This is a genomic window from Albimonas donghaensis, from assembly GCF_900106695.1.
Classification (GTDB): domain Bacteria; phylum Pseudomonadota; class Alphaproteobacteria; order Rhodobacterales; family Rhodobacteraceae; genus Albimonas; species Albimonas donghaensis.
Map to the genome: position 1 here is coordinate 106,071 of NZ_FNMZ01000006.1, position 25,560 is coordinate 131,630.

Here is a 25,560-nt window from a genome sequence, read left to right on the forward strand (position 1 = left end):
GCGAACCCGCCCCCCTGCGTCGATCCTTCGTCCCGGCCTTGGTTTACCGGCTCGCCGCAACATGTTCCTCTGAAACCGTCCCGCCGCGAGGAGCCCCTGGAGGAGCCCCGAGATGACCGCGCAATCCGCCGCCGCGACCCCCGGCACCCCTACTGGCGAAATCTACGACCTCGCCGTCATCGGCGGCGGCGTGAACGGCTGCGGCATCGCGCGCGACGCGGCCGGGCGCGGCCTGAAGGTGCATCTGTGCGAGGCTCAGGACCTGGCGCAGGCCACGTCCTCGGCCTCGACCAAGCTGTTCCATGGCGGGCTGCGCTATCTGGAGTTCTACGAATTCAGCCTGGTCCGAAAGGCGCTGATCGAGCGTGAGACCCTGCTGCGCGCCATGCCCCACATCGCCTGGCCGCTGCGCTTCGTGCTGCCGCACTCGCCCGGCCTGCGCCCGGCTTGGCTGCTGCGGCTGGGCCTGTTCATCTACGACCACCTGGGCGGGCGGAAGATCCTGCCCGCCACCCGCACCCTGAACCTGCGCGAGGCCGAGGTGGGCAAGCCGCTCAAGCCCGAGCTGACCCGCGGGTTCGAATATTCCGACTGCTGGGTGCAGGACAGCCGGCTGGTGACGCTGAACGCCCGCGACGCCGCCGACCGCGGGGCCGAGATCCGCACCCGCACCCGGCTGATCCACGCCAAGCGCGAGGACGGGACCTGGCTGCTGACCCATCGCGACGAGGCGACCGGAGAGACCTCCGAGATCCGCGCCCGCGCCCTGGTCAACGCCGCCGGCCCCTGGGTGGACGACGTGCTGCGCACGATGCTGGGGCTGAACGCGCCGGCGCATATCCGGCTGGTCCGCGGCTCGCATATCGTGACCAGGAAGCTGTTCGACCACGACCGGGCCTACATCTTCCAGAACGCCGACGGGCGCATCGTCTTCGCCATCCCCTATGAGGGCGACTACACCCTGATCGGCACCACCGACCGCGACCACCGCGAGGACCCGTCCGAGGCCCGCTGCACCGAGGAGGAGGCCGATTACCTGCGCGCCGTCGCCTCGGAATATTTCGCCCGGCCGATCGAGGCCGAGGACATCGTGTGGACCTATTCCGGGGTCCGGCCGCTTTACGACGACGGGGCCAAGTCGGCGACCCAGGCCACGCGGGACTACGTGCTGCAGGTGGAGGCCGAGGGCGGCGCGGCGCTGCTCAACGTCTTCGGCGGCAAGATCACCACCTATCGCCGGCTGGCCGAAAGCGCGCTGGAGAAGCTGGCCCCGCATCTGCCGAAGATGGGCAAGCCGTGGACGGCGGGCGTTCCTCTTCCCGGCGGGAACTTCCCGGTGGACGGGGTTCCGGCCCTGACCGATCGGCTGCAGGCGGCGCATCCGTTCCTCGCGCCCGGGCAGGCGGCGCGGCTGATCCGCACCTACGGCGCCGAGGCGGCCGAGATGCTGGAGGGCGCGTCCTCGGCCGAGGACATGGGGCGGGACTTCGGCGCCGGGCTGACCGCGCGCGAGGTGCGCTGGCTGATGGACCGCGAATGGGCGCGCGAGGCCGAGGACGTGGTCTGGCGGCGCACCCGGCTCGGGCTGAGGATGACCGCGGATCAGATCGCGGCGCTGGACGACTGGATGAAGGCGGCCTGAGCGGCGGGAGGCCGGAGGCGCGCGGCGCGGCGCCCCGGCCGCCGGACCGCTGCGCCCGCGTCGATGCCATGCGAGACGCGCCCGGCGCAGGTCGATGCGCCGGGCTCGGCGGGGCGCTGGCGGCGAGCAGGTCCGCGGCGACGTCTCCTGCCGCTCCCGCCTGCCCCCGGTCGCGCCGCCCGGCCGCAGGCGCCGAGCAAGGTTCCACGACCCCGCCCCCCGAGAACACGGCCCGTGGCGCGTCTCTTGCGCCCCCGGCCCGGGCGTCGGGGCGGACGTCCTGCGCATCGCGCCGGGCCACCGCGAGCCGCCCGCCCCGCCGCGCGCAGCCGTGAGCCGCGCGCCGCGGGCGCTGGACATGCCGCCCCGGGCGCCCGAGGCTCCGGCCCCGATCCCGGCGCCCTTCCGCGCGCCGCCGACCGGAGCCTCGCGATGTCCCCCAGCCGCCCCCGCAAGCCCGCCAGCCCCGCCAAGGCCGTCTCCGCCCCCCCCGCCCCTGCCGTGCTGGGCAAGGCCGGCGACGTGGCCCTGCGCCAGGCCATCGTCGACGCCTGCCGGGGCATGAACGCCTCCGGGCTCAACCAGGGGACGTCGGGCAACATCTCGGTGCGGGTGGCGGAGGGGATGCTGATCACGCCCTCCTCCACGCCCTATGACCTGATGGGGCCGGAGACGATCTGCGCCATGCGGCTGGATGCGGGGCCGGAAGCGGCGACGGGGCCGAAGGCGCCCTCGTCGGAATGGCGGTTCCACCGGGACATCCTCGCGGCCCGGCCCGAATTCGGAGCGGTGGTGCACGCGCATCCCGCCCATTGCACGGCGCTGGCCATCGCCCGGCGGCCGATCCCGGCGGTGCATTACATGATCGCGCTGTTCGGCGGCGACGACGTGCGCTGCGCGCCCTACGCCACTTTCGGCAGCCAGGCCCTGTCCGACCATGCGCTTGCGGCGCTGGAGGGACGGTCGGCCTGCCTTCTGGCCAATCACGGCATGATCGCCTGCGGCCCGACCCTGGCCAGGGCGATGGCCGCGGCGGTGGAGCTGGAGGCGCTGGCCCGCCAGTATTGCGCCGCGCTGGCGCTCGGCGCGCCGCATGTGCTGACGCCCGCCCAGATCGCCGACACGCAGGCCGAGATCGCCCGGCTGGGTTACGGGAAGTAGCGCCCTTCGCCCTTCATGCGCAGCGGCAGGCCGGCGGCGACGAAGACCACATGCCCGACCGCCGCGGCGATGCGCTGGTTGAGCCGCCCCTGGGCGTCGCGGAAGGACCGGCCCAGCGGCGTGTCCGGCACCAGGCCCATGCCGATCTCGTTGGAGACCAGCAGCGTGGGGACGCGGGCCGAGGCCAGGGTCGCGATCAGCGCCTCGGCCTCCGCCTCCGGATCGCGGCCGGCGCCGAAGAGGTTCGACAGCCACAGGGTCAGGCAATCCACCATCACCGCGTCGGCCCGGCCTTCGGGGGCGGCGGCGTGGGCGCGTTCGTCGGCGTCGGAGACCTCGCCCACCTGCGCCAGCGCGCCGGCGAGGTCGGTGGCGGCCTCCAGGGTGCGCCAGCCGGGGCCGCGCTCGGCCCGGTGGCGGGCGATGCGCGCGGCCATCTCGGGGTCGCCGGCCTCGGCGGTGGCGATGTAGACGCGGTTGGGGCCGAGGGACTCGGCCCAGTCGAGCGCCGCCCGGGTCTTGCCCGAGCGGGCGCCGCCCAGGATCAGCGCGTGCCGCGCCAGCGTGTCGGTCATGCCCCGCGTCTCCCCTTGCGCCGCGGGTCCCGCCGCGCCCCGCCTGCAACAGCTAGGCCGGGGGCCGCCCGGATGGCAACCGCGACGCGCGGGCGGCGGGGTCGCGGGGGGGGGTCGGGGCGGGAGGGAAACGGCGACGCAGGCGCCGCGTCCCGCGCCCGCCAGGCCGCGCCGTTGCGCCCGCGGCGCGCGGCGACGGGACGCGGGCTGCCAGGGGGCGGGCGGAGCGGGCGGAAGCAAGGTCCGGGCCGCGGCGCCGCCGGCGGGCCATGCAGGCGGCCTGATGTGGAAAACCCCGCCTGGGGGCGGCGCGAGGTGGAGGCGCGAGGTCGGGACGGGGGCGGGTCGACCCGTCCCTGCCCGCCGCCCCCCGCCCGCGCGGCTTGCCGCCCCGCCGGGCCGCCGATAGGGTCCGCCCCGCCCGCCCGCCCCGCCTGCCCCGGCGCCCGCCGCGCCCGGCCGGCCCATCCGTCGCTGATCCCGGAGCCGCCCCCGACGTGACCTTGTCCGCAACCACCTCCGAGCCCTCTTCCGCGCCCGTTACGCCGGACCCCGCCCTCGACGACGCCATCCGCGCGGTGATCGACGGCAAGACCAAGCCGCTCGGCGCGCTCGGCCGGATCGAGACCCTGGCCGCCCGTCTCGCCCGCCTTCAGGGCACGACCGCCCCGCGGATGGAGCGCTGCACGCTCACCATCTTCGCCGCCGATCACGGCATCGCGGCCGAGGGCGTCTCGGCCTTCCCGCAGGAAGTCACCGTGCAGATGGCGCTCAACTTCCTCGCCGGCGGGGCGGCGGCCAATGTCTTCGCCCGCACGCTCGGGGTGCAGCTGCGGGTGGTCGACGCCGGCATGGCCGAGCCGGTGGACCACCCCGCCCTCGTCCAGCGCCGCATGGGTCCCGGAACCGCCAATTCCGCCGTCGCGCCCGCCATGTCCCCCGAGACGCTGGCCGAGGCGCTGGCCTCCGGCCGCGCGCTCGGCGCCGACGGGGACGCCGACGCCTGCGCCTTCGGAGAGATGGGGATCGCCAACACCTCCGCCGCGACGCTGGTCATCCACAAGCTCTCCGGCTTGCCGATCGCGACGCTGACCGGGCGGGGCACGGGGCTGGACGACGCGGGGCTGAGCGCCAAGCGCGCGGTGCTGGAGCGCGCCGCGGCGCGCACCGGCGCGCTGCCCCCCGAGGCGGCGCTGGCCGAGTATGGCGGGTTCGAGATCGCCATGATGGCCGGCGCCATGATCGGCGCGGCGCAGGCCCGCCGGGCGGTGATCGTCGACGGCTTCATCGCCACCGCCGCCGCCATGGCCGCGCAGGCCATCGCGCCGGGCTGCGAGGCGGCGTTCGTCTTCGCCCACCGCTCGGACGAGGCCGGCCACGCGGCGGCGCTGGAGCATCTGGGCGCGCGCCCGCTGCTGGACCTGAACCTGCGGCTGGGCGAGGGCACCGGCGCCCTGCTGGCCTGGCCCCTGCTGCGCGCCGCCGCCGCCATGATGACCGACATGGCCAGCTTCGAGAGCGCCGGCGTCGCCGGCAAGACCTGAGCCGATGGCCCCGGCCCGCCCCATCACGGGCCATTCCCGTCCCCGTCCGTGCCCGCGTCCGCCCCGCACCGGACGCGCGGGCGAGGCGGTGGAGACCGCCGTCGCCGGGCATTTCGGAGAGCTGATCCAGGGCCGGCTCGGCCCCTCCGGGCCGCTGGCGCTGATCACCCTGCCCTGCCCGGCGCTGGTCGCCCGCGTCCGGCTCGCACCCGGACCGATGGCGCTGCGCGATCCCGCCGGGCTGATCCCGCGCCGCCATGCCGCCGCCTTGCTGCGCGCCGGGGCGGGGGCCGGGGCGCGGGAGGGGGCGGGGGAACGCGAGGGCCCGCCCCGCCGCACGGCCCGAGGCCGCGCGACGATCGCCGCCGACATGCCCCCCGGCGGCGGGGCCGGGTCCTCCACCGCGGCGCGGCTGGCGCTGCTCGCCGCCGCGGCGCGGAGCGCGGGATGCGAAGCGCCCTCGCCCGAGACCGCCGCCCGGCTCTGCCTCGCGCAGGAGGGGGCCACCGATCCGCTGATGTTCGCCGCCCCGGCCGAGCGGCTATGGGCCCCGCGCGAGGCGCGCGCGCTCGCCCCCCTGCCGGCCCTGCCGGGGATGGTCGTCGTCGGAGGGTTCCTCGGCCCCGGCCGGCGCACGGATGCCCGCGACCTGGATTTCGCCGACGTGGCCGACCTTGTCGCCGCCTGGCCCGACGCCGCCGGGCGCGGCGACCTGGCCGCGCTCGCCGCGCTGGCGGAGCAGAGCGCCCGGCGCAACCAGGCTCGCCGAGGCGGGCCCGACGACGCCCCCCTGCGCGCCGCCGCCCGCGCGCATGGCGCGCTGGGGATCGCCGCGGCGCATACCGGCTCGGCCCGGGGGCTGATCTTCGCGCCGGGGGCGGGCGACCCGACCGCCGCGGCCCGCGCCCTGGAGGCGGCGGGGCTCGCCCGCGTGGGGGTCTTCGCCGCCGCCGCCCCGGCCCCGCAAGCCGATGCGACGCCCGAGGCGCCTCGCATTCCGGATGCGGAATTCGGTAACCTCGGCCATGCTATCCCCGCGGTTCCCGCCGCACGCGCTTCGGACGAGAGAGCTTCGCGATGACCGCCGCCGTCATGCTGATCGCCCTGCTGATCGACGTCGCCGTCGGCTGGCCCGACCGCTTCGCCCGCGCCATCGGCCATCCGGTGATCTGGATGGGCGCGCAGATCGACCGGCTCGACCGGCGCCGCAACCGCCCCGAGGATGACCGCGAGACCCGCCGCCGCGCCGGCGTCCGCGCCGCGCTGACCGTCATCGCCACCGCCGCCGTGCTCGCCATTCTCGCGCTCATGGTCCTGCCCGGCGGCCCGGTCGGGGCCTTCGGGGCGGCGGTGCTGGCCTGGCCGCTGCTCGCCGCGCGCTCGCTGCACGACCACGTCTCCCCCGTCGCCGCGGCGCTGGAGGCCGGGAACCTGCCCGCCGCGCGCGAGGCCGTGGCCCGCATCGTGGGCCGGGACGTGAGCGCGCTGGACGAGGCCGGGATCGCCCGCGCCGCGCTGGAGAGCCTGGCCGAGAACGCCTCGGACGGGGTCTCGGCGCCGCTGTTCTGGGGATTGGTGGCGGGGCTGCCGGGGATCGCGGCCTACAAGGCGATCAACACGCTGGATTCGATGATCGGCCACCGGACCGAACGGCACGAGGCCTTCGGGCGCTTCTCGGCCCGGCTGGACGACCTGGTGAACTGGGTCCCGGCGCGGCTGACGGGGGCGAGCTTCGCGGTGGTCTCGGGCCGGCCCGGGCGGCCGATGGCGGTGATGCGGCGGGACGCGCCGCGCCACCGCTCGCCCAATGCCGGCTGGCCGGAGGCGGCGATGGCCGCGGCGCTGGGCGTGCGCCTGTCCGGGCCGCGGGTCTACGGGCGGCATGTGGCGGACGAGCCCTGGCTGAATCCGCGCGCGCCCGATCCGACCGCCGCCGACCTGCGCCGGGGGCTGCGGCTGTATCGGCGGGCGGTGTGGCTGTGGGCCGGGCTGCTGGCGCTGCTGGCGGTCGCCGGGTGAAAGGACACGCGATGAGCGGGAGCGCGCCCCTCCGCGACCATGGCGGCGATCTGGCCGCCGCCGCCGCGCGCCATGGCGGCGCGGCGGAGGACTGGCTGGACCTGTCCACCGGCATCAACCGCCGCCCCTGGCCGATGCCCGCGCCCCCCGCGCCGGTGTTCCGCGCCCTGCCCGGCGCCGAACTGTTCGAGGCGGCGGAAACCGCCGCCCGCGCCGCCTGGTCGGTGCATGCCGGCGCCGCGATCCTGCCCATGGCCGGCGCCCAGGCCGCGATCCAGCTGGTCCCGCGCCTCGCCCCCCCCGGCCGCGCCGCGATCCTGTCGCCCACCTATAACGAGCACGCCGCCGCCTTCGCCGCCGAGGGCTGGCTGGTCGAGACCCCGACCGACCCCGCCGCCCTGTCCGGCTTCGACGCCGCGGTGGTGGTGAACCCCAACAACCCCGACGGCCGCGCCCATGCCCCCGAGGCGCTGGAGGCGCTGGCCGAGCGCGTCTCCCTGCTGGTGGTGGACGAGAGCTTCGCCGATCCGCTCCCCGACCTGTCGCTGGTCCACCGCCCGGGCCGCCCCGGCCTGGTGGTGCTGCGCAGTTTCGGCAAGTTTCACGGTCTCGCCGGACTGCGGCTGGGCTTCGCGCTGGGGATGCCGGAGACGATCGCCCGCCTGCGCGAAATGGCCGGCCCCTGGGCGGTGTCGGGCCCTGCGCTGTGGGTCGGCGCGCGGGCGCTGGAGGATCGGGCCTGGGCGGCGGCCATGCGCGGTCAGCTCGCCCGCGACGCCGCCCGGATGGACCGGCTGGCCGAGGCCGCCGGCTGGCGCCTTGCCGGCGGCACGCCGCTGTTCCGCACTTATCGGACCCCCGACGCCGAGGCGACGCGGGAGGCGCTGGCCCGCGCCCGCATCTGGACCCGCGCCTTCCCCTATTCGCCGACCTGGCTGCGGCTCGGCCTGCCGGGGCCGGAGCCGGAATGGGCGCGGCTGGAGGCGGCGCTGGAGCGGCTTTGAACGGGAGCGCGGCGGGTTGGCGCCCGCCCTACGACGCGTCGTCCGGCCCGTAGGGCGGGTGCGAACCCGCCTCCCCCCCCGCCGCCTATCGCGCCTCGGCCGCCAATCGCAGAAGACCGTCCACGTCGAGATGCGCCTCCAGATGCGCGGCGAGGGCGTCCAGCGCCGCCTCGACCTCCGCGCCATAGGACGTGCCCGAAGCCGCGACCCCGAACCCGTTCAGGAAATCCGCGCGGAACGCGTCCTCCGCGAACAGGCCGTGCAGGTAGGTGCCCATGATCCGCCCGTCAGCGGAGACCGCGCCCTCCGCCCGCCCCGCGATGTCGAGGAAGGGGCGCGCGCGATCCGGCCCCTCGGTCCGGCCGATATGCATCTCGTAGCCGGTCACCGTCCGCCCGGTCCCGACATGGCGGGCGGAGACCCGCTCCAGCCGCTTTTCGGGCCCCATCGCGGTGTCCACGTCCAGCAGGCCGAGGCCCGGGGTCTCGCCCGGCTCGCCCTCGACGCCGCCTTCGTCGATCACCCGCCGCCCCAGCATCTGGTAGCCGCCGCAGAGCCCCAGCACCCGCCCGCCCCGCCGCACATGGCCGGCGAGGTCCACGTCCCAGCCCTGCGCGCGCAGAAAGGCGAGGTCGCCGCGGGTGGACTTGGAGCCGGGCAGGATCACCAGCCCCGCGTCGCCGGGCAACGGCGTCCCCGGCGGGATCATCTCGACCGAGACCCCGGGCTCCAGCTTCAGCGGGTCGAGGTCGTCGAAGTTGGCGATGCGCGACAGGACGGGGCAGACGACCTTCAGCCCCTCGCGGCGGGTGGAGACCACGTCCAGCGCGTCCTCCGCCGGCAGTCTGGCGGCGTCGGGGAACCACGGGACCACGCCGAAGCCGGGCCAGCCGGCGCGGGCCTCGATCATCCGGTAGCCGTCGGCGAACAGCGCCGGGTCGCCGCGGAACTTGTTGATGACGAAGCCGCGGATGCGGGCGGCGTCGGCGGGGTCGAGCACGACCCTGGTGCCCACCACCTGCGCGATCACCCCGCCGCGGTCGATGTCGCCGACCAGCACCACCGGCAGGCCCGCGGCCTCGGCGAAGCCCATGTTGGCGATGTCGCGCGGGCGCAGGTTGATCTCGGCCGGAGAGCCCGCGCCCTCCACGATCACCAGGTCGGCCCCGGCGCGCAGGCGGGCGTAGCTTTCCAGCACCGCGCCCAGCAGGGCCGGCTTCATGGCGCCGTAGTCGCGGGCGCGGGCCGTGGCGACGCGCTTGCCGTGGACCACGACCTGGGCGCCGATATCGGTCTCCGGCTTCAGCAGCACCGGGTTCATGTCGGTATGCGGCGCCACCCCGCAGGCCATCGCCTGCAGGGCCTGGGCGCGCCCGATCTCGCCGCCATCGGCGGTGACGGCGGCGTTGTTGGACATGTTCTGCGGCTTGAACGGCCGCACCGCCAGCCCGCGGTTGCGCGCGGCCCGGCACAGGCCCGCGACCAGCGCCGACTTGCCGACATTGGAGCCGGCGCCCTGGATCATGATCGCCGCGGACAAGGGCGCGGCTCAGATCACGCCGAGCCGCGTCCAGGCGGCGAGGGTCTCCGGGCGCAGGGTCAGGTGAATGCCCTCGGGGCGCTTGTCGCGAGCGATCAGCAGGTCGATCATCCGGTCCTTGGTCTGCGACTTGGTGGGCAGATGGGCGCGGAAGAAGCCCTTTCGGTTCTCCACGAGGCGCGCGGCGACATGGGTGAAACGGTCCATGCTGAAGGCGGCCTCGGCCTCCTTCACCGAGATGCCGGGATTGGCGTGCAGCAGCGCGATGGCCTCGGCCTCGTCATACTGGTTGGGGGGGATGTCGCCGAAGGCGGTGAAGATGGTCTCCTCCAGCCCCAGCCCCTCGGCCTTCGCGGCCCAGCCGTCATGGATGGCGTCGAGCTCGGGGCCCGGCTCGGCCTCGCCGCGGCGCAGAAGCTCCTGCTCGCAGGCGGCGACCAGCGCGTCGAGCCCCTGGGCGCGGCCGCGCTCGGCCCACAGCTTCAGGATCTTGCCCGAGGTCTCGGGCACGGCGTCGATGGCCTTGGCCACCTTCTCCTTGGAATAGGCGGACATGGCGGTAAGCTCCTGAAGAAAGGGACGGGATCCCCTTCATCGCGCCACGGCGCGCCGAAGACCACCCCGGTTCGGCATCCGAGCGCGAATCCGCAGGGAGGCGGCGGCGCGCGGAACGCTGGCGAGCGGGGCGCAACAGTCTGCGATCCAACGGTTTATCCGCACTCGCCGCGCCATGACGCAACGTCGCCATGGCGCTTGCGGCCCCGCGCCGATCCTCCCGAAGCTGCGTTTCGGATTTTAGGCATCGCCGCGCTTGCCCCGAAGGTAAAGTCGGAATAGGTCCGGACTTCTGCACCGCAGCATAAGCGAGCGCGCGCGCAACCAGCCCCGGGGAAGACCGTTGAGAAAAGCGCCGTCGACCAATCTCCGCAACATCGACCGCCTGCTCGGCCTGTCGATCGCCGTCCTGTTTTGCGGCTGTTTCTGGCTGGCCGCGGGGGTCCTGATCTAGCGCCGCGCCGGCGGGCCGCTCAGAACTCCACCCCCGCCTGCGCCTTCACGCCGGAGCGGAACGGGTGCTTGACCAGCTCCATCTCGGTGACGAGATCCGCGGCCTCGATCAACGCCTCGGCGGCGTTGCGGCCGGTCAGCACCACATGGGTCATCGGCGGCTTCTCGGCCGCGAGGAAGGCGGCCACCTCCGCCGCATCCACATAGTCGTAGCGGATGGCGATGTTGATCTCGTCCAGCAGCACCATGCGATGCCTGGGGTCGCGGATCAGCTCCTTGGCCTTGGCCCAGGCGGCCTGGGCCATCTCGATGTCGCGGGACCGGTCCTGGGTCTCCCAGGTGAAGCCCTCGCCCATGGCGTGGAACTCGCACAGGTCCGAGAACCGCTCCTGGATCAGCGCCCGTTCGCCGGTCGCCATGCCGCCCTTGATGAACTGCACGACGGCGGTGGGGAAGCCGTGGGCGATGCAGCGGAAGATCATGCCGAAGGCGGCCGAGCTCTTGCCCTTGCCCTTGCCGGTATGGACGATGACCAGGCCTTTCTCATCGGTCTTGGTGGCCATGATCTTGTCGCGGGCGGCTTTCTTCTTGGCCATTTTCATGGCGTGGCGGGCATCGTCGGGGGCGGGCTTCCCGGTCGACGCGGAAGGGGCGTCGGGGGCGGGGTTCGCGGGCGTTTCGTCGGTCATCGGGGTCATCCTTTCGCGGCGGCGCGAAGCTCGGCGCCGAGGCGGTCCCGGAGGAGGTCCATCAGCTCCGGCTGCATGAAGGTGTAGAGATCGGGGATATCGAGGTCGATGATCGTCCGCCCCCGCATCCGCGCCCCGAAACGGGCGCTCAGCGCCGCCTTCTGGCGTTTCTCGAACACGTAGATGCGGTGCGCCCAGTCGATCTGGTCGGGGGCGAGCGGGCTGTCCGTGCCCGCGGTCAGCCCGGCGAAATCGGTGCGCACGCCGGTCCAGCCCTCGAAGGTCTGGGCCGCCGTGGGGGCGCGGTTGCGGGCGAGGCCCGAGACGAAGAGCGCGCGGATCATGACGGGGAGCCTTCGGTTGCGGCCAGCCGCTCCAGCAGCGCGCGGGCAGAGTTGGAGCGGGGGCGCCAGAGGCCGCGCTCGATCGCTTCCTCCAGCCTTTGCGCGATCTCGCGCAGGGCGGCGGGGTTGGCGTCCTCGATGAAGGCGCGGGTGTCCTCGTCTTCAAGATAGGCGGCGTGGACCAGATCGAAATGGTGGTCGCGCACGGCATGGGTCGTGGCGGCGAAGGCGAAGAGGTAATCGACCGTCGCCGCGATTTCGAAGGCGCCCTTGTAGCCGTGGCGCTTGACCCCGTCGATCCATTTCGGGTTGACGGCGCGGGCGCGGACCACGCGGCCGATCTCCTCGTCCAGGGTGCGGATCACCGGGCGTTCGGGGCGGGAATGGTCGTTGTGCCAGATGCGCGGGGCGGCGCCGCGCAGGGTCTCGACGGTGGCCGCCATGCCGCCCTCGAACTGGTAGTAGTCGTCGGAGTCGAGAATGTCGTGCTCCCGGTTGTCCTGGTTCTGCACCACCGCGTCAGCCTGGCTCAGGCGGGCGGCGAAGTCGTCGCGGGCGGCCTCGCCTTCCTCCCCCGCCCCGTAGGCGTAGCCGCCCCAGTCGAGGAAGGCGGCGGCGAGATCGCCGCGCCGTTCCCACAACCGTTCGTCGATCATCGCCTGCAACCCGGCCCCGTAGGCGCCGGGTTTGGCGCCGAAGACCCGCCGCGCGGCGCGCGTCTCGCCCAGCGTCGCGGAGTCCGTGCGGAAACGGGCGGCGGCGGGGTTGTCGGCCGCGTCCTCCTCCAGCCGCATGATCGCAGCGGCGGCGGAGGCGACGAGGTCCATCTGCGCCGGAAACGCGTCGCGGAAAAAGCCGGAGACCCGCAGGGTGACGTCCACCCGCGGCCGCCCCAGCGCGGTGATCGGGATGATCTCGAACCCCGTCACCCGGCGCGAGGCGTCGTCCCAGACCGGCCGCGCCCCCATCAGCGCCAGCGCCTGGGCGATGTCGTCGCCCCCCGTCCGCATGTTGGCGGTGCCCCAGGCGGTCAGCGCCATGGCGCGGGGCCAGTCGCCTTCCTCCTGCGCGTGCCGCTCGATCAGCGCCTCGGCCGAACGCCAGCCCAGCGCCCAGGCGGTGCGGGTCGGCACGGCGCGGCTGTCCACCGAGAAGAAGTTCCGGCCCGTCGGCAGCACGTCGAGCCGCCCGCGGGTGGGGGCGCCGGAGGGGCCGGGGGCGACGAATTTCCCATCGAGCCCGCGCAGCAGCCCCGCCATCTCCGCCGGTCCGGAATTTCGCAAGGCCGGGCGGATGCGGGCGTTGATCTCCGCCATCACCGCCGCCGTGGCGGGGCCGGGCGCCTCCGCCTCTCCGTCCACCAACGCGCAGGCGAACAGCTCCAGCCGCTCCACCGCGTCGCCCATGGTCCGCCAGGCGTCCCCGGTCAGCCCGGCCAGCGCGTCGGGACGAGGGCCGGCCCAGGCCGCGGCCATCGGGCAATCGAGCGGGTCGAAATCGAGCGAAAAATCCGCGGCCAGCGCCCGGATCAGCGAGGCGTCGCCCCCCGCCCCCTGCCCGCGCGGCACGCGGGCCAGCGCGACGGCGAGGTCGCGGGCGAGGCGTCCCTCGGGCGACAGTCCGAAGATGTGGAGGCCGTCGCGGATCTGGCTCTCCTTCAGCTCGCACAGATAGGCGTCGAGCTTCTGCAGGCGGGCGTCGTCGTCCTCGCCCGTCGCGACCCCCGCATCCACGTCCAGCCCGGTCGCGGACATCAGCGACAGGATCTCGCCGCGCAGATGGCCGATGCGGCGGGGGTCGACGCCGGCGGCCTCGTAATACTCGTCGACCAGCGCCTCCAGCGCGCGCAGGTCGCCATAGGTCTCGGCCCGGGTCAGGGGCGGGGTCAGGTGGTCGACGATCACCGCCTGCGCCCGCCGCTTGGCCTGCGTGCCCTCGCCGGGGTCGTTGACGATGAACGGGTAGAGATGGGGGAGCGGGCCGAGCGCGACCTCGGGGAAGCAGGCCTCCGACAGGGCCAGCGCCTTGCCGGGCAGCCATTCGAGATTGCCGTGCTTGCCCATGTGGATCAGCGCATGGGCCCCGAATTCGTCCCGCAGCCAGAGATAGAAGGCCAGGTAGTTGTGCGGAGGGGCGAGGTCGGGGGCGTGGTAAGTGTCCTCGGGGTCGATGTTGTAGCCCCGCGCCGGCTGGATGCCGACGACGACGTGGCCGTAGTCGAGGATCGACAGCGCGAAGCCGTCGGGGCCGAGGAACGGGTCGGCCTCGGGCGGCCCCCAGCGGGCTTCGACCGCGGCGCGGGCGGCTTCGGGCAGGCGGGCGTAGGCGGCGCGGTAGGCGGCGAGGCTCAGGCGCGCCCCGCCCTGGCGCGCGGCGCGGTCGGTCAGCCAGTTGGTCGGGCCGGCGAGCACCGCGTCCATCAGCGCCTCGCCCGTATCGGGGGCGCCGGTCACGCGGTAGCCGGCGCCGGCCAGCGCGCGCAGCGTCCCCACGGTGGCGGCGGGGGTGTCGAGGCCGACCCCGTTGGCCAGCCGCCCGTCCTTGTTGGGATAGTTCGCCAGCACGATCCCCACGCGCCGCGCCGTCGCGGGCGTCCGGGCCAGCCGCGCCCAGTTGGCGGCGAGCTCGGCCACGAAATCCACCCGGTCGGGGCGCGCCCGCCAGGTGGCGATGGGGCATTGCGCGGCTTCGTCGCGAAAGGCCGCGTCCTTGAAGCCGATGGCGCGGGACAGGATGCGCCCGTCGACCTCCGGCAGCGCCACGTTCATGGCGATGTCGCGGGCCGACAACCCGCGCAGGCCATCGGCCCAGCCCGACTCGGTCCCGCTGGCGAGCACGGCCTGCAGCACCGGCGCGCCGGTCCGGTCCAGCACCGTGCCCGCCCCGCCGCCATCGGGCGAGCCGACGGCGAAACTGGTCAGGTTGACCACCGCGTCGGGGGGCGTGCGGGCGAAGATCGCCTCCAGCGTCGCGGCGGAGACCGGATCCTTCAACGACGCCACGAACAGCGGCAGCGGGTTCGCCCCCCGCGCGCGCAGCGCCTCGCACAGCGCCTCCACCGGGGCGAGGCCGGCGCCCTGCACCAGCGCCCGGTAGACGACGACCGCGACCACCGGCGCGCCCTCGATCCACCCCGCCTCCGGGTCGCCCAGATGGCCGGCGCGCAGCAGGGGGCGGGCGGGCTCCGGGGCCGGACCCTCGCCCAGCATGAAGCGCGCGTGGCGCAGCAGGTTGCCGGCGTTGTCGGGCCCGCCCTCCACCGCATAGGCCCAGAGCGCGGACCAGTCCCCGGCCGAGACGGTGGAGAGGCGTTGCAACGTCTCGTCCGGCTTGTCGTCGCCGGGCAGCGCCGCGAAGGGGATGCCGGCTTCGTGCAGGCGGGCGGCGAACTGCTCCAGCCCGTAGCGCCAGTAGGCCGCCCCGCCCAGCACCCGCGCGATCACCAGCCGGGATCGCGTCGCCGTGCGGTCGAGATAGAGGTCCACCGAATAGGGATGCGCCAGCCAGCCCAGCGAGGCGAGGCGCAGGGACGGCGCCTCGCCCGCCTCCTCCAGCCGGGCGCGGGCGGCGGACAGCGCCGCCAGCTCCGCATCCGCGGCCGAGACGAACACCACGTCGGCGGGATCCTGGGCCGGGTCGACCGGCTCGGTCCCGTCGGAGATCTCGCCCGGCTGGGCCGCGAGCAGGTGCATCAGGCGGCCTGCGCCCGCGCCGCCGCTTCCAGCGCCGCCGCCACCGCGGCCCGGTCGATCCCGGCGAGGCCGATGACCACCAGCCGCGTCGCCCGGGGATCGGCGCCGAAGGGCCGGTCGTAATGGGCGTCCACCCGCGGGCCGACGGCCTGGATCAGCAGGCGCATGGGCTTGCCGGCGACGGCGCAGAAGCCCTTCACGCGCAGCAGGTCATGGGCGGCGATGGTCTCGGACACCGCGCGCTGGAAGGCGGCGGGGTCGGGAAGCTCGGGCAGGTCGACGGAGAAGGACTCGAATTCGTCATGGCCATGCTCGTGCTCATGCTCATGGTCGTCGTCATGGTGATCGCCGTGATGATCGGCGTCATCGTCGTGGTGATGGTGGTGGTGGTGCAGCTCGTGGCGCGCCTCCATGTCGTCCTCGGCCCCGATGCCGAGGCCGAGCAGCACGGCCGGGTCCACCGCGCCCATGGCGGCCTCGATCACCTGCACGCCGCGGCGGGCGCGCCCGCGCAGCCGGGCCGCCAGCGCCGGGGCGCCGCCCTCCATCAGGTCGGCCTTGTTGACCACGATCATGTCGGCGCAGGCGAGCTGATCCTCGAACAGCTCCGACAGCGGCGTCTCATGGTCGATGGACTCGTCGGCGGCCCGCTGGGCGTCCACCCTGGCCTCATCCGCGGCGAAGCGGCCCGCGGCCACGGCCGGGCCGTCCACCACCGTCACCACGCCGTCCACGGTCAGCCGGCTGCGCACTTCGGGCCAGTTGAAGGCGCGGACCAGGGGTTGGGGGAGGGCGAGGCCCGAGGTCTCGATCACGATATGCTCGGGCGGGTTCGGACGGTCCAGCAGCGCGGTCATCGCGGGCAGGAAGTCGTCGGCCACGGTGCAGCAGATGCAGCCGTTGGCGAGCTCGACCACGTCATCGTCGGAACAATTCTCGACGCCGCAGCCGCGCAGGATCTCGCCGTCGACGCCGAGCTCTCCGAACTCGTTGACGATCAGGGCGATGCGCCGGCCATGGGCGTGGGTCAGCAGGTGGCGGACCAGCGTGGTCTTGCCGGCGCCGAGAAAGCCGGTGACGACGGTGGCGGGGATCTTGGCCATGGGGGGTCTCCCGGAATGGACAGGCGCGGCGGGGAGACCCCGCCGCGCGTCAATTCTCAAGCCCGGCGCCCGAAGCGGAACGCCGAAGGGTCGGAGGGATCAGGCGCCCGATCAGGCGGGGGCGTGCAGGCGCGGCGTCACCAGGCCGGCGCGCGACAGCCCGCGGGCGCCCTTGGCGGCGCCGAGCACGGCGAGGTCCACCAGCGGCTCGATCGCCACGACCAGCATGTAGGCGCCGCCGAAGGCCGCGATCTCGGTCAGGTTCGACACCGCGAAGCCCTGACCGTAGAGCGCCCAGAACGCCACCCAGCCGACCACGCCGCCCTGATAGGCGGTGGAGAGCGCCAGCGCCTGGCGGTAGCTCAGGTCCACATAGGCGGTGTTCGGCGCGATCAGCCTGCGGGCCAGCGCCTGCAGGGCGAAGAGCGGAACCAGCAGCGTGGTCACGTTCATGCCGTACTGGGGCAGGTCGAAGGGCGCGAAGATGAGCCCCTGCGCCGCGAGGCCCAGCGCCAGGCCGATGGCCGCGGGCGCCGCGCCGAAGATCAGGAACAGGGTCGAGCCGAGGATCAGGTGAACCTCGGACACGCCCACCGGCCAATGCGGGAGCACCTCGAAGAAGCAGAAGGCGGCGACGGTCGCCGCCACGATGCGCGCGGCCAGCGAAACGGCGCCGGAGTCGCGCAGCGCATCGCCGGCGAGCTTGAGCGCGTAGGCCCCCGCGCCGGCGGCGGTCACGTAGCTGAGCGCGATCTTGGCGCCGTCGACGACGCCCGGTTCGATATGCATGTCTCTGTCTCCTCGCCACGTCACACCCGACGGGCCTGGGGTTTCATCGACGCGCGGCAGGTCTCCTGGCTCGCGGCTCCGGAGGGGGTCTCGGTCCCCTCCACGTGCGCCCCGCCTTCCCGTTTCCGGTGGCCTGAGGGGCGCGCTCGCCGCATACAGTCGCGGGGGCGGCTGCGGCTTCGGGCCCCCTGCTTGGGTCGACCCTGTCCGCATTCCCGTTTTGATCCGGGGCAGGCTGAAGCCTGCCCGTAGGAACCGTGCGTGCGGTCAGGTTTCCGCGACGCGGAACGCCCTGTCAAGCGACGCGAAGGGCAGGCGCGGGGCGAGACCCGCCCCCGGCGGGGCCGCCTCAGCCCCCGGGGGACAGACGGGCGCGCGCCCAGGCGACGGCCTCGGCCGGGTCCTCGAAGGTCTCGCCTTCCGGCGCGGGGGGGCGGGCGATCAGCAGCACCTGCACGCCCATCGCCGCGGCGACGTCGAACTTGGCGCCGTCCGGCCCGCCCGAGTCGCGCGCCACCAGGTGGGTGATGGCATGGCGGGCGAGCAGGTCGCGCTCGTCCGCCTCGGCATGCGGCGGGCGGGCGACGATGACGCGGATGTCCTCGGGCAGGCCCGCGACCGGGCCGGGCTCGGCGACCCGCAGCCACAGGCGCAGGCCGGGGGCGGCCCCGCCGTCTCCGCCCAGGGCGCGGGCGAGCGCGGGGGCGGAGCCGCGCCCCGTCGCCGCCAGCGCCCGCGCGCCCCGCGGCAGGGCGGCGAGCGCGGCGGCCAGGTCGGGGAAGCGCGGCGCGCCCCCGCGCCAGGGCGGCCGGCTCAGCACCGCGCGCGGCAGGCCCAGCCGGTCGCAGGCCCCGGCCGCGTTGGCGGAGATGCGGGCGGCGAAAGGGTGGGTGGCGTCGATCACCGCGCCGATCCGCTCGGCCTCCAGCCAGGCGGCGAGGCCCTCGGCGCCCCCGAAGCCGCCGGAGCGGGTCTCGACCGGAAGGGGCCGGGGCCGCTCGGTGGCGCCGGCGAGCGAGGCCACCACGCGCAGCCGCCCGGCCTCATGCTCCGGTGCCAGCAAGTCCAGCGCCGCCCGGGCCTGCGCCGTGCCGGCGAGCACGAGGACGGACGGGCGGTCGGGGTCGGCGTCGGGTCCGGGGGGCTCGGCAGGGGCGGAACGGAAGAAGGGCATGGCGCGACGCTCCTGCGGCGGGGTCGATCGGGGGGGGGCGGCGGCGGGGGTCGCGGGCGGGGATCGGGGTCGCGCGCGAGGCGATAAAACGCATCGGGCGGGAGCGGCGCAAGCCCCACGCAGCGGCGCCTGCGCCAGGCCGAAACACACCGGCCCGCCGACGGGAGCTCCGCCTCCACCGGCCCGAGAGCGTCGCGCCGGCGCCCGCGGCGCGTGTCACCCGGCCGCCAGGCGGCGCCGGAGGCCGCGCCAGCGGCCGGAGATATGGTCTTGCCCGGCACGGGCGCCGCCGGGTTGACGGAGCCGGATTGAAGGGGCCGGGTTCGGGAGGCCAGGTTCGGGAGGCCAGGTTCGGGGGGGAACGCCGATCAGGGGCCGACCTCGGCCAGCACCGCGCCCTTGCGGTCCGCGACCAGCACCGCCACCGCCACCGGCGCCCCGGCCAGGGTGCGCAGGGCGGTGGCGCGCGCCTCTCCGGCGATGGCGGCGGCGAGGCGCGGGGCGTCCTCCCCCGCCATCTCCAGCGCCTCCAGCACCGTGAGCGCGCCTGCGATCCGCCCCGGATCCGCCACCCCCGCCCGGGCCGCCGTCGCCGCCAGCCGCGCGAAATCCACCTGGCTGCGCCCCGAATGCAGGTCCAGCGCCCCCTGCCCCAGCTTGGCGAGCTTCGCCGCCCCGCCCGCCAGCGTCAGCCGCGGCAGCGGACGCCGCGCCAGGTATTTCAGCACCCCGCCCGCGAAATCCCCCATGTCCAGGCAGGCGTGCTCCGGCAGCCCGTGCCGCGCCCGCACCGCCGCCTCCGACATCGCCCCCGTCGCCGCGGCCGCATGGGTCAGCCCCGTGGCCCGCGCCACGTCGATGCCCCGGTGGATCGAGGCGATCCAGGCCGCGCAGGAGAACGGCCGCACGATCCCCGTGGTCCCGAGGATCGACAGCCCCCCGACGATCCCCAGCCGCCCGTTCCAGGTCTTCTCCGCCAGCGCCGCGCCGCCGGGGATCGAGATCTCGACCTCCGCATCCGCGGGCAGGTCATGTTCGGCCGAGACCTCCTCGATCGCGGCCCGGATCATGGCGCGGGGGACGGGGTTGATGGCCGGCTCGCCAGGCGGGATGGGCAGGCCGGGGCGGGTGACGGTCCCCACGCCCTCGCCGGCGCGGAACAGCACGCCGGCGCCCGCGGGGGCGCGGCGGACGGTGGCGACGATCAGGGCGCCATGAGTGACGTCGGGGTCGTCGCCGGCGTCCTTCACGATGCCGGCGCGGGCGAAGTCCCGGCCGCCCCCCCGGCCGATCTCGCGCAGCGCCAGCGGGAAGGCCACGGCCTGGCCCCGCGGCAGGACCAGCGGCGAGGGATCGAGCCATCCGCCCCCCAGCAACGCGCCCCAGGCCGCCCTGGCCGCCGCCGCCGCGCAGGCGCCGGTGGTGAAGCCGGTGCGCAGGGGGCGGGCGCCGGGGGCGGCGTCCTCGTCGGAGGCGTCAGGGGCGGGCGAGATCTCGGGGGTCATGACTGCACGAGCCTATCTCCGCCCGCCTCCCCGCGCCAGCGCGGCCATCGACCCCGGCGGCCTTCCCGCGCCGCCTCTCGCCTCTCGCCTCTCGCCTCTCGCCTCTCGCCTCTCGCCTCTCGCCTCTCGCCTCTCGCCTCTCGCGGAAATCCGGCCGCGAGTCGTCAGCCGGGTCAAGGCTCGCGAAACGACCGGCGCAACCGGCCCGGCCTTGAGGCGGCTGAGGACCCGCATCACGCTTGAACAAGGCCCGCCTCCGGGCCGTCTCGGCGGAACCGCGCTCTTGCCCGCCACCCGCGATGCCCCCGCCGATCCCTGGGTCGGCGCCCCTCCCGCTCCCCTCTCCCCACGGGGAGAGGGACAGGAAGAGGGGGCGCCCGAAGGCCGCCTGCGGCCGCAGACATCCGAATGCCCGGAACGGGCGCCGCCGACCTCCCCCGCCGCAATCCGATGACCCGCCGCGTAATCGACCCAGCCCCGCCGGGCGCCCATCCTCCGCCGCAAGCCCCCGATCCCCGGGGCGCCCAAGCCGAAGGAGATCGACATGACCCCGCCCCTCGCCGCCCGGCTGCGCCCGCTTCTGCGCCTCGACGCCGCCGCCTGCCTCGTCATGAGCCTCGCCCTGCTGATCGCCGCCGAGCCCCTCGCCCGCCTCACCGGCGTGCCCTCGGCGCTGCTGACCTGGGCCGGGGCCGCGCTCCCGCCCTGCGCGGCGCTGATGCTGCTGGCCGCCGGCCCCCTGCCCCGGCTCGCCGGGCTCGTCGTCGCCGGAAACGCGGCGTGGGCGATCGCGAGCCTCGCGGTCCTCGCCCTGGTTCCCGCCAACGGGGCGGGCGTCGCCCTCGTGCTCGCGCAGGCGGCCGTCGTGGCGGCGCTGGCCTGGGCCGAGGCCCGGGCGCTGGCCGCGCGCCGCGCGGACGCGCGGGCCTGACCCGCGCCCGCGACCGGCCCCGCCGACGCGCCGCCTATCCCGCGGCGGCGCGCCGGCGCAACGCCTCGCCGGTCGCGTCATCGGCGGGGAAGAAGCACTCCAGCGCCAGTTCCGACAACGTCACCTCGGTCGGCGTCCCGAACACGGTGGTGGTGGACAGAAAGCGCAGCGTCTCGCCCCCCGGCTCGCCCCCCATCTCGCCCCCCATCTTGATCGTCAGTGGGATCGCCACCCCGGCCAGCGGATCCGGCCCCGGCGGCCGGCGCGGCGCGTCGGGGGCGGGATAGCCCGCCAGCTCGTCGGCGAGCTCCCCCAGCCCCGCCTCCCCGGTCAGCGCCGCCTGGACCCGCAGCCGTTCCAGCACATGCCCCCGCCACTCCGCGAGGTTGAGGATGCGCGGCGCCAGTCCACCCGGATGCAGGCTCAGGCGCAGCACGTTGACCGGAGGCGCCAGCAGCGCGGGGTCGGCGACCCCCTCCAGCAGCCACCCCACCGCCGCATTCGCCGCCACCAGCGTCCATTCGCGATCCACGGCGAGCGCCGGGAACGGCTCATGCCCCTTCAGGATCCGCTCCACCGCCGCCTTCGCCGCCGCCATCTCCGGCGCGTCCAGCCCGCGCTCGGGGTAGACCGGCGCGTAGCCGGCGGCGAGCAGCAGGGCGTTGCGCTCCCGCAGGGGGGCCTCCATCCGCTCGGCGATGCGCAGCAGCACCTCGCGGCTGGGCTGGGCGCGGCCCGATTCCACAAAGCTCAGATGGCGCTGGGAGATCCCGGCCTCCAGCGCGCAGGCGAGCTGGCTGAGCCGGCGACGCGCGCGCAGGGCGCGCAGATGGTCGCCCAGGCTGGGCGCCGGGCGGGCGCGGGAAGAGGCGAAGGGGGTCATGGGGCCTCGCGCTTGGACGGATGAGGAGGGGCCGAGGCTAGCCCCGCCCGCGCCGCCGGTCGATGACCTCGCGGGTAATCGCCCCGTCTTCCGCCGTTCCTCCAGCCGTTCCTCCCGCCGTCCCTCCCCTCCCCTCGCCCCCGGCCCTCAGCCAAGCTCGAACGTGGTTACGCCGAAGGTCCGCTCGATCGGCAGCTTCGGCGCCCGGCCGCGATACATGCGCGCCGTCTCGAAGGCCGGCGCCAGACCGGCGGAGCGGGCCAGCGCCATCGCGGCCCCATGGGGCTCGGGCACGTCCAGCGCCACGGTCGCCCCGGCCGGGATGTCGGCGCAGAGACCGGAGAACAGCGCCTCCGCCGCCTCCCGGTCATCGGCGAAGAGCGGCCCGATCTTGAAGCCCTGCCGGCAGCTGCGGATCACGCCGTAACCCGCCACGTCGCCGTCGCGCAGCGCCACCAGGCCGCGTCGCCGGGCCGGGCCGGGACCGGCCCAGAGCGTGGTGAATTCATGCCGCCAGGCGGGGAAGAACGGCCGGTCCCAGACCGCCACCGCCGCGATCTCCGCGGCGCCGATCGGGCGCAGCTCCACCCCCCGTGGCGCGGGGGTCCGGGCAGGGGCGCCGGTGAAGCGGATGTTGCGGCCCGCGAGCCGGAAGCCCTCCTTGCGGTAGTTGTCCTGCTGGGCCGGCACGCCGTCGAGCCCGATCACCCGCCCCTCCAGCCGCGCCATGCCGGCGCGCCATGTGGCGATGCCGTCGCCCGTGCCGCGCCGGTCCGGGCGCACGATGTAGAAGCCGAGAAACCCGTAATCCGGCCCGTAGCGCACCACCGAGATCGAGGACACCGCCCGCCCGTCCCGGAAGCCCATCAGGAACCCCTCCGGGTCGGCCGCGAAAAAGGCCGTGAGGTCGTCCAGCCCCGGGTTCCAGCCCTCGGCCGCCGCCCATTCCACCGCCTCGGCGAACTCGGCCTGGCTGGCGGAGCGGATCAGGAGCGGGGCGGTGTCGGACATTGGCGGCAAGTCCTTGCGGAGGAGCGGAGCGGCGTGGCGCGTCCGGTCGGGACGCGTCGGGGAGGCGGGGCGCAGGGCGCAGGGCGGCGGGGGAATCGCGCCGGGGCTGCGGGGCAGTCTGCCCCGCCGGGCCCGGTCGCGCGCGTCCCGCGTGGGCGCCGGGCGACGCAGCCCCGGCCCGCGTTCCCGCCGCGCAACACCGGGCGGGAGACGACGGGCGGGAGACGACAGGCGGGGGACCACGGGCGGGGGACGATGGGGGCGCCTGCGCGCCGCCTTTCGCCGAGGCGCGCGCCGTCCCGCCTCTCGCCCGGTCATGCGGCGGGCCGATCCGGCCGCGCCCGCCGGGGCCCCGTGATCGCGCCGCCGCATTCGCCGCCCCGCGCAGCCCGCGGCCCGCGCCGCCTGGCGCCCGGCCTTCCACGCGCCGCGGGCGGAACCGGGACGCGGGCGGGGCCTCGACGCGGCGCCCGGCGCAGCGGCCCGGATCACGCCCGCGCCTCAGCCGGCGCGGGCGCCCAGCCTCATGCCGGGCAGGTCGTGCAGCGTCTCGGCCAGGCGCACCGCGGCCGACACGCCCTCGATCACCGGCAGCCCGAACCGCGCCGCCATCCGCGTCGCCAGATCCGCCATCCCGGCGCAGCCCAGCACCACCGCGTCGATCCCGTCCTCCGCCGCGGCGCGGCCGATCTCCGCGGCCACCCGCTCGGCCGAGCCCTCGGGGTCCGCCTCAAGCTCCAGCACCGGCACGCCGGAGGCCCGCACCCGCGCGCAGCGCCCGGCGAATCCGTAGCGGGCGATGTTCTCCTCCAGCACCGGGATCGAGACCGCCAGCGTCGTCACCACCGAGAACCGCGTCCCCGCCAGCATCGCCGCGGTATAGGCGGCCTCGCCGATGCCGATGACCGGGATCCGGGCCTTCGCCCGAAGCTCCCACAGGCCGGTGTCGTCGAAACAGGCGATCACCGCGGCCTCGGCCCCCGCGGCGACCTCCTCGTCGAACACCCGGAACAGGCCCGGCAAGGCCGCCTCGCCGTCCTCCGCCCCCTGGATCGCCGGCGGGCTCTCCCACGGGTTCACCGCGCGCACCCGCGTGCCCGGCCCGGAGGCGGCGGACGCGGCCTCGCCGATGGCGCGGGTCATGGCCTCGGTCGAGTTGGGGTTGATGACGCTCAGCCGCATCTCAGACCATGCCCCGCCCGGCATCCGAGGGCGCCCTGGACCGGCGCCGGCGCATCAGCGCCACCCCCCCCAGCGCCCCGCCGATGATGAGGAAGGAGAACACCGTGGTCATGGTCCCCAGCGCATAGAGCACCGGCGTCGTCACATTGGTGGTCATCCCGAAGATCTCCAGCGGCAGGGTGTTGTAGCTCCCCGCGGTCAGCAGGGTGCGGGCGAATTCGTCATAGCTCAGCGTGAAGCCGAACAGCGCCACCCCGATCAGGCTCGGCCCGATGATCGGCAGCACGACATGGCGCACCGTCTGCCAGGGGGAGGCGCCGAGGTCCCGCGCCGCCTCCTCGTAGGATTTGTCGAAGCGGTTGAACACCGCGAACATGATCAGCAGCCCGAAGGGCAGCGTCCAGGTGAGCTGGGAGCCGAAGCCCGAGGTCGACCAGTGCACGTCGATCCCCGCGATGTTGAACATCAGCCCCACGCCCAGCGAGACCAGGATCGACGGGATGATCAGGCTCGCCACCGTCAGGTAGAACAGCCAGGACGCCCCGAAGAACCGCCGCCGGAAGGCCAGCCCCGCCATCACCGAGACCACGACCGTGGTCACCATCACCATCAGCCCCAGCGTGACCGAGCGGTAGAAGGCCCCCCAGAAATCCCCCACCGCCTGCTGTTCGAACAGGTCGAAGAACCAGTGCGTCGACCAGCCCCGCATGGGGAAGGTCAGCCCCCCCTCCGGCCCCTGGAAGGACAGGATGCCGATGGTCACGATCGGCCCGTAGAGAAACAGCACGAACAGCGCGAAGACCGCGCCCAGAACGTAGAAGCCCCAGCCCCGCTTGCCCTCCATCTCAGAGCTCCTTCCGGATATCGACCAGCCGCAGCATGACGGCGATCATGATGAGCACGGTGATCAGCAGCACCACGGCCGACGCCGCGGCCGCCGGGTATTGCAGCAGCGCGATCTCGTTCTGGATGATGCGCCCGACCGAGGCCGACTGGCTTCCCGACATGAAGCGCACGGTGATGAAATCCCCCATCACCAGCGTCACCACGAAGATCGAGCCGATCATCAGCCCCGGCTTCGACAACGGCAGGATCACGTTGGTGAGGATCTGGAAGGGCGAGGCGCCGTTGTCCCGCGCGGCCTCGATCAGGCTGCGGTCGATGCGCATCATCGAGTTGAAGATCGGGACCACCATGAACAGCGTGTAGAGATGCACGAAGGCCAGCACGACCGCGAAATCGGAGAACAGCAGGAACTCCAGCGGCGTCTCGATCAGCCCGGCCTGGAGCAGCACCTCGTTGGCCAGCCCGTTGCGCCCGAGAAACGGGATCCAGGAGATCATGCGGATGATGTTCGAGGTCCAGAACGGCACCGTGCAGACCAGGAACAGCGCCACCTGCCAGACCGTCGAGCGGACGTGGAAGGCCAGGAAATAGGCGACCGCGAAGCCGATGGCGGCGGTGAACGCCCAGGCCATCAGCACGTAGGAGAATGTCTTGACGTAGGTGTCGAAAGTGACCGCGGAGGTCAGCAGGTATTCGTAATTCTCGAAGGTGAAGTCGGGATAGAAATCCCACTCGTTATAGCCCCAGAACGACACCGTGACGATCACCGAGATCGGGATCACCAGGAAGATCGCCAGCAGGATCGCGAGCGGGCTGACCAGCAGCCAGGAGGCCAGCCCCTCGGACAGGACGCGCACCGGCGCGTCAGGCGCCTTTTCGGCGAAGGGGGCGGCTTCCATGGGGGTGTCGGACATCGGG

The 25,560-nt window shown here is 74.7% G+C and carries 22 protein-coding genes and 1 riboswitch; of the genes, 7 read left to right on the forward strand and 15 right to left on the reverse strand.

The window, feature by feature from the left end; translation table 11 throughout:
• The first annotated feature begins 112 nt into the window (after nucleotides 1–112).
• Both glpD and BLV24_RS15850 read left to right on the forward strand, forming a co-directional pair.
• Entirely contained in the window at nucleotides 113–1,642 is a 1,530-nt protein-coding gene (glpD, locus tag BLV24_RS15845; protein ID WP_092683549.1) for a glycerol-3-phosphate dehydrogenase, read from the forward strand.
• 432 nt (nucleotides 1,643–2,074) lie between these two features.
• On the forward strand, nucleotides 2,075–2,803 hold the full coding sequence (locus BLV24_RS15850) for a class II aldolase/adducin family protein (protein ID WP_092683551.1): 729 nt from the start codon (nucleotides 2,075–2,077) through the stop codon (nucleotides 2,801–2,803).
• On the opposite strand, the gene cobU is transcribed toward BLV24_RS15850, so the two are convergent.
• The gene (gene cobU / locus BLV24_RS15855; RefSeq protein ID WP_092683553.1) at nucleotides 2,791–3,378 is read right to left on the reverse strand and encodes a bifunctional adenosylcobinamide kinase/adenosylcobinamide-phosphate guanylyltransferase; all 588 of its coding nucleotides are present in this window, start codon (nucleotides 3,376–3,378) and stop codon (nucleotides 2,791–2,793) included. The two genes, BLV24_RS15850 and cobU, sit on opposite strands and share 13 nt — an antisense overlap.
• Nucleotides 3,379–3,875: 497 nt before the next feature.
• On the opposite strand from cobU, the gene cobT reads away from it, so the two are divergent.
• The 4 genes from cobT (at nucleotide 3,876) to cobD (ending at nucleotide 7,945) form a co-directional block, all read left to right on the forward strand.
• Nucleotides 3,876–4,922, forward strand: a complete 1,047-nt coding sequence (gene cobT / locus BLV24_RS15860; protein ID WP_218133446.1) for a nicotinate-nucleotide--dimethylbenzimidazole phosphoribosyltransferase — start codon at nucleotides 3,876–3,878, stop codon at nucleotides 4,920–4,922.
• A gap of 88 nt (nucleotides 4,923–5,010) precedes the next feature.
• Entirely contained in the window at nucleotides 5,011–6,003 is a 993-nt protein-coding gene (locus tag BLV24_RS15865; protein ID WP_245710599.1) for a propanediol utilization protein, read from the forward strand.
• Complete coding sequence (gene cbiB / locus BLV24_RS15870; protein ID WP_092683555.1) at nucleotides 6,000–6,941, forward strand: adenosylcobinamide-phosphate synthase CbiB; 942 nt, start codon at nucleotides 6,000–6,002, stop codon at nucleotides 6,939–6,941. The genes BLV24_RS15865 and cbiB overlap by 4 nt, the downstream gene beginning before the upstream one ends.
• An 11-nt stretch (nucleotides 6,942–6,952) precedes the next feature.
• Entirely contained in the window at nucleotides 6,953–7,945 is a 993-nt protein-coding gene (gene cobD, locus BLV24_RS15875; RefSeq protein WP_092683557.1) for a threonine-phosphate decarboxylase CobD, read from the forward strand.
• Nucleotides 7,946–8,030: 85 nt separating this feature from the next.
• Here the strand turns inward: cobD and BLV24_RS15880 are convergent, their stop codons facing one another.
• From BLV24_RS15880 to BLV24_RS15920, 9 genes are all read right to left on the reverse strand, one after another.
• A complete protein-coding gene (locus BLV24_RS15880) occupies nucleotides 8,031–9,470 on the reverse strand; it encodes a cobyric acid synthase (RefSeq protein ID WP_092683722.1) in 1,440 nt (479 codons plus the stop codon).
• Between the two features lie 24 nt (nucleotides 9,471–9,494).
• A complete protein-coding gene (locus BLV24_RS15885) occupies nucleotides 9,495–10,040 on the reverse strand; it encodes a hypothetical protein (RefSeq protein WP_092683559.1) in 546 nt (181 codons plus the stop codon).
• 473 nt (nucleotides 10,041–10,513) lie between these two features.
• On the reverse strand, nucleotides 10,514–11,182 hold the full coding sequence (cobO, locus tag BLV24_RS15890) for a cob(I)yrinic acid a,c-diamide adenosyltransferase (RefSeq protein WP_092683561.1): 669 nt from the start codon (nucleotides 11,180–11,182) through the stop codon (nucleotides 10,514–10,516).
• 5 nt (nucleotides 11,183–11,187) lie between these two features.
• Nucleotides 11,188–11,526, reverse strand: a complete 339-nt coding sequence (locus BLV24_RS15895) for a hypothetical protein (protein ID WP_092683563.1) — start codon at nucleotides 11,524–11,526, stop codon at nucleotides 11,188–11,190.
• On the reverse strand, nucleotides 11,523–15,218 hold the full coding sequence (gene cobN / locus BLV24_RS15900) for a cobaltochelatase subunit CobN (protein WP_092683565.1): 3,696 nt from the start codon (nucleotides 15,216–15,218) through the stop codon (nucleotides 11,523–11,525). The genes BLV24_RS15895 and cobN overlap by 4 nt, the downstream gene beginning before the upstream one ends.
• The gene (gene cobW, locus BLV24_RS15905; RefSeq protein ID WP_092683567.1) at nucleotides 15,218–16,321 is read right to left on the reverse strand and encodes a cobalamin biosynthesis protein CobW; all 1,104 of its coding nucleotides are present in this window, start codon (nucleotides 16,319–16,321) and stop codon (nucleotides 15,218–15,220) included. Before cobW ends, cobN begins: the two co-directional genes overlap by 1 nt.
• A 111-nt stretch (nucleotides 16,322–16,432) precedes the next feature.
• Nucleotides 16,433–17,110 carry an energy-coupling factor ABC transporter permease gene (locus BLV24_RS15910; protein ID WP_092683569.1) on the reverse strand — a complete coding sequence of 226 codons (678 nt, stop codon included), beginning with the start codon at nucleotides 17,108–17,110 and terminating at the stop codon, nucleotides 16,433–16,435.
• Nucleotides 17,111–17,148: 38 nt separating this feature from the next.
• Nucleotides 17,149–17,385, reverse strand: a riboswitch (cobalamin riboswitch).
• Between the two features lie 74 nt (nucleotides 17,386–17,459).
• Nucleotides 17,460–18,284 carry a precorrin-6A/cobalt-precorrin-6A reductase gene (locus BLV24_RS15915; protein ID WP_092683571.1) on the reverse strand — a complete coding sequence of 275 codons (825 nt, stop codon included), beginning with the start codon at nucleotides 18,282–18,284 and terminating at the stop codon, nucleotides 17,460–17,462.
• A gap of 368 nt (nucleotides 18,285–18,652) precedes the next feature.
• Complete coding sequence (locus BLV24_RS15920) at nucleotides 18,653–19,789, reverse strand: cobalt-precorrin-5B (C(1))-methyltransferase (RefSeq protein ID WP_092683573.1); 1,137 nt, start codon at nucleotides 19,787–19,789, stop codon at nucleotides 18,653–18,655.
• A 544-nt stretch (nucleotides 19,790–20,333) separates the two neighbouring features.
• Here BLV24_RS15920 and BLV24_RS15925 point away from each other — a divergent pair.
• On the forward strand, nucleotides 20,334–20,720 hold the full coding sequence (locus BLV24_RS15925; RefSeq protein ID WP_092683575.1) for a hypothetical protein: 387 nt from the start codon (nucleotides 20,334–20,336) through the stop codon (nucleotides 20,718–20,720).
• Between the two features lie 34 nt (nucleotides 20,721–20,754).
• Here the strand turns inward: BLV24_RS15925 and BLV24_RS15930 are convergent, their stop codons facing one another.
• From BLV24_RS15930 to BLV24_RS15950, 5 genes are all read right to left on the reverse strand, one after another.
• Entirely contained in the window at nucleotides 20,755–21,603 is an 849-nt protein-coding gene (locus BLV24_RS15930; protein WP_092683577.1) for an MmyB family transcriptional regulator, read from the reverse strand.
• A 147-nt stretch (nucleotides 21,604–21,750) separates the two neighbouring features.
• Entirely contained in the window at nucleotides 21,751–22,614 is an 864-nt protein-coding gene (locus tag BLV24_RS15935; protein WP_092683579.1) for a GNAT family N-acetyltransferase, read from the reverse strand.
• Between the two features lie 501 nt (nucleotides 22,615–23,115).
• Nucleotides 23,116–23,796: an aspartate/glutamate racemase family protein gene (locus tag BLV24_RS15940; RefSeq protein ID WP_092683581.1), complete on the reverse strand. Its 681-nt coding sequence runs from the start codon at nucleotides 23,794–23,796 to the stop codon at nucleotides 23,116–23,118.
• 1 nt (nucleotide 23,797) lies between these two features.
• Nucleotides 23,798–24,640: an ABC transporter permease gene (locus BLV24_RS15945; RefSeq protein ID WP_092683583.1), complete on the reverse strand. Its 843-nt coding sequence runs from the start codon at nucleotides 24,638–24,640 to the stop codon at nucleotides 23,798–23,800.
• Between the two features lies 1 nt (nucleotide 24,641).
• Complete coding sequence (locus tag BLV24_RS15950) at nucleotides 24,642–25,541, reverse strand: ABC transporter permease (protein ID WP_092683724.1); 900 nt, start codon at nucleotides 25,539–25,541, stop codon at nucleotides 24,642–24,644.
• Nucleotides 25,542–25,560: the final 19 nt, after the last annotated feature.

Bases quoted from the DNA above. Each gene is read 5' to 3' on its own strand.
- cobD (WP_092683557.1), top strand. From the start codon at position 6,953: ATGAGCGGGAGCGCGCCCCTCCGCGACCATGGCGGCGATCTGGCCGCC.
- cobW (WP_092683567.1), bottom strand. From the start codon at position 16,321: ATGGCCAAGATCCCCGCCACCGTCGTCACCGGCTTTCTCGGCGCCGGC.
- BLV24_RS15925 (WP_092683575.1), top strand. From the start codon at position 20,334: ATGACCCCGCCCCTCGCCGCCCGGCTGCGCCCGCTTCTGCGCCTCGAC.
- BLV24_RS15885 (WP_092683559.1), bottom strand. From the start codon at position 10,040: ATGTCCGCCTATTCCAAGGAGAAGGTGGCCAAGGCCATCGACGCCGTG.
- glpD (WP_092683549.1), top strand. From the start codon at position 113: ATGACCGCGCAATCCGCCGCCGCGACCCCCGGCACCCCTACTGGCGAA.
- BLV24_RS15920 (WP_092683573.1), bottom strand. From the start codon at position 19,789: ATGACCCCCGAGATCTCGCCCGCCCCTGACGCCTCCGACGAGGACGCC.
- BLV24_RS15850 (WP_092683551.1), top strand. From the start codon at position 2,075: ATGTCCCCCAGCCGCCCCCGCAAGCCCGCCAGCCCCGCCAAGGCCGTC.
- cobU (WP_092683553.1), bottom strand. From the start codon at position 3,378: ATGACCGACACGCTGGCGCGGCACGCGCTGATCCTGGGCGGCGCCCGC.
- BLV24_RS15895 (WP_092683563.1), bottom strand. From the start codon at position 11,526: ATGATCCGCGCGCTCTTCGTCTCGGGCCTCGCCCGCAACCGCGCCCCC.
- cobO (WP_092683561.1), bottom strand. From the start codon at position 11,182: ATGACCGACGAAACGCCCGCGAACCCCGCCCCCGACGCCCCTTCCGCG.
- BLV24_RS15950 (WP_092683724.1), bottom strand. From the start codon at position 25,541: ATGGAAGCCGCCCCCTTCGCCGAAAAGGCGCCTGACGCGCCGGTGCGC.
- BLV24_RS15880 (WP_092683722.1), bottom strand. From the start codon at position 9,470: ATGATCCAGGGCGCCGGCTCCAATGTCGGCAAGTCGGCGCTGGTCGCG.
- BLV24_RS15915 (WP_092683571.1), bottom strand. From the start codon at position 18,284: ATGCCCTTCTTCCGTTCCGCCCCTGCCGAGCCCCCCGGACCCGACGCC.
- BLV24_RS15910 (WP_092683569.1), bottom strand. From the start codon at position 17,110: ATGCATATCGAACCGGGCGTCGTCGACGGCGCCAAGATCGCGCTCAGC.
- BLV24_RS15930 (WP_092683577.1), bottom strand. From the start codon at position 21,603: ATGACCCCCTTCGCCTCTTCCCGCGCCCGCCCGGCGCCCAGCCTGGGC.
- cobN (WP_092683565.1), bottom strand. From the start codon at position 15,218: ATGCACCTGCTCGCGGCCCAGCCGGGCGAGATCTCCGACGGGACCGAG.
- BLV24_RS15940 (WP_092683581.1), bottom strand. From the start codon at position 23,796: ATGCGGCTGAGCGTCATCAACCCCAACTCGACCGAGGCCATGACCCGC.
- cbiB (WP_092683555.1), top strand. From the start codon at position 6,000: ATGACCGCCGCCGTCATGCTGATCGCCCTGCTGATCGACGTCGCCGTC.
- BLV24_RS15945 (WP_092683583.1), bottom strand. From the start codon at position 24,640: ATGGAGGGCAAGCGGGGCTGGGGCTTCTACGTTCTGGGCGCGGTCTTC.
- BLV24_RS15935 (WP_092683579.1), bottom strand. From the start codon at position 22,614: ATGTCCGACACCGCCCCGCTCCTGATCCGCTCCGCCAGCCAGGCCGAG.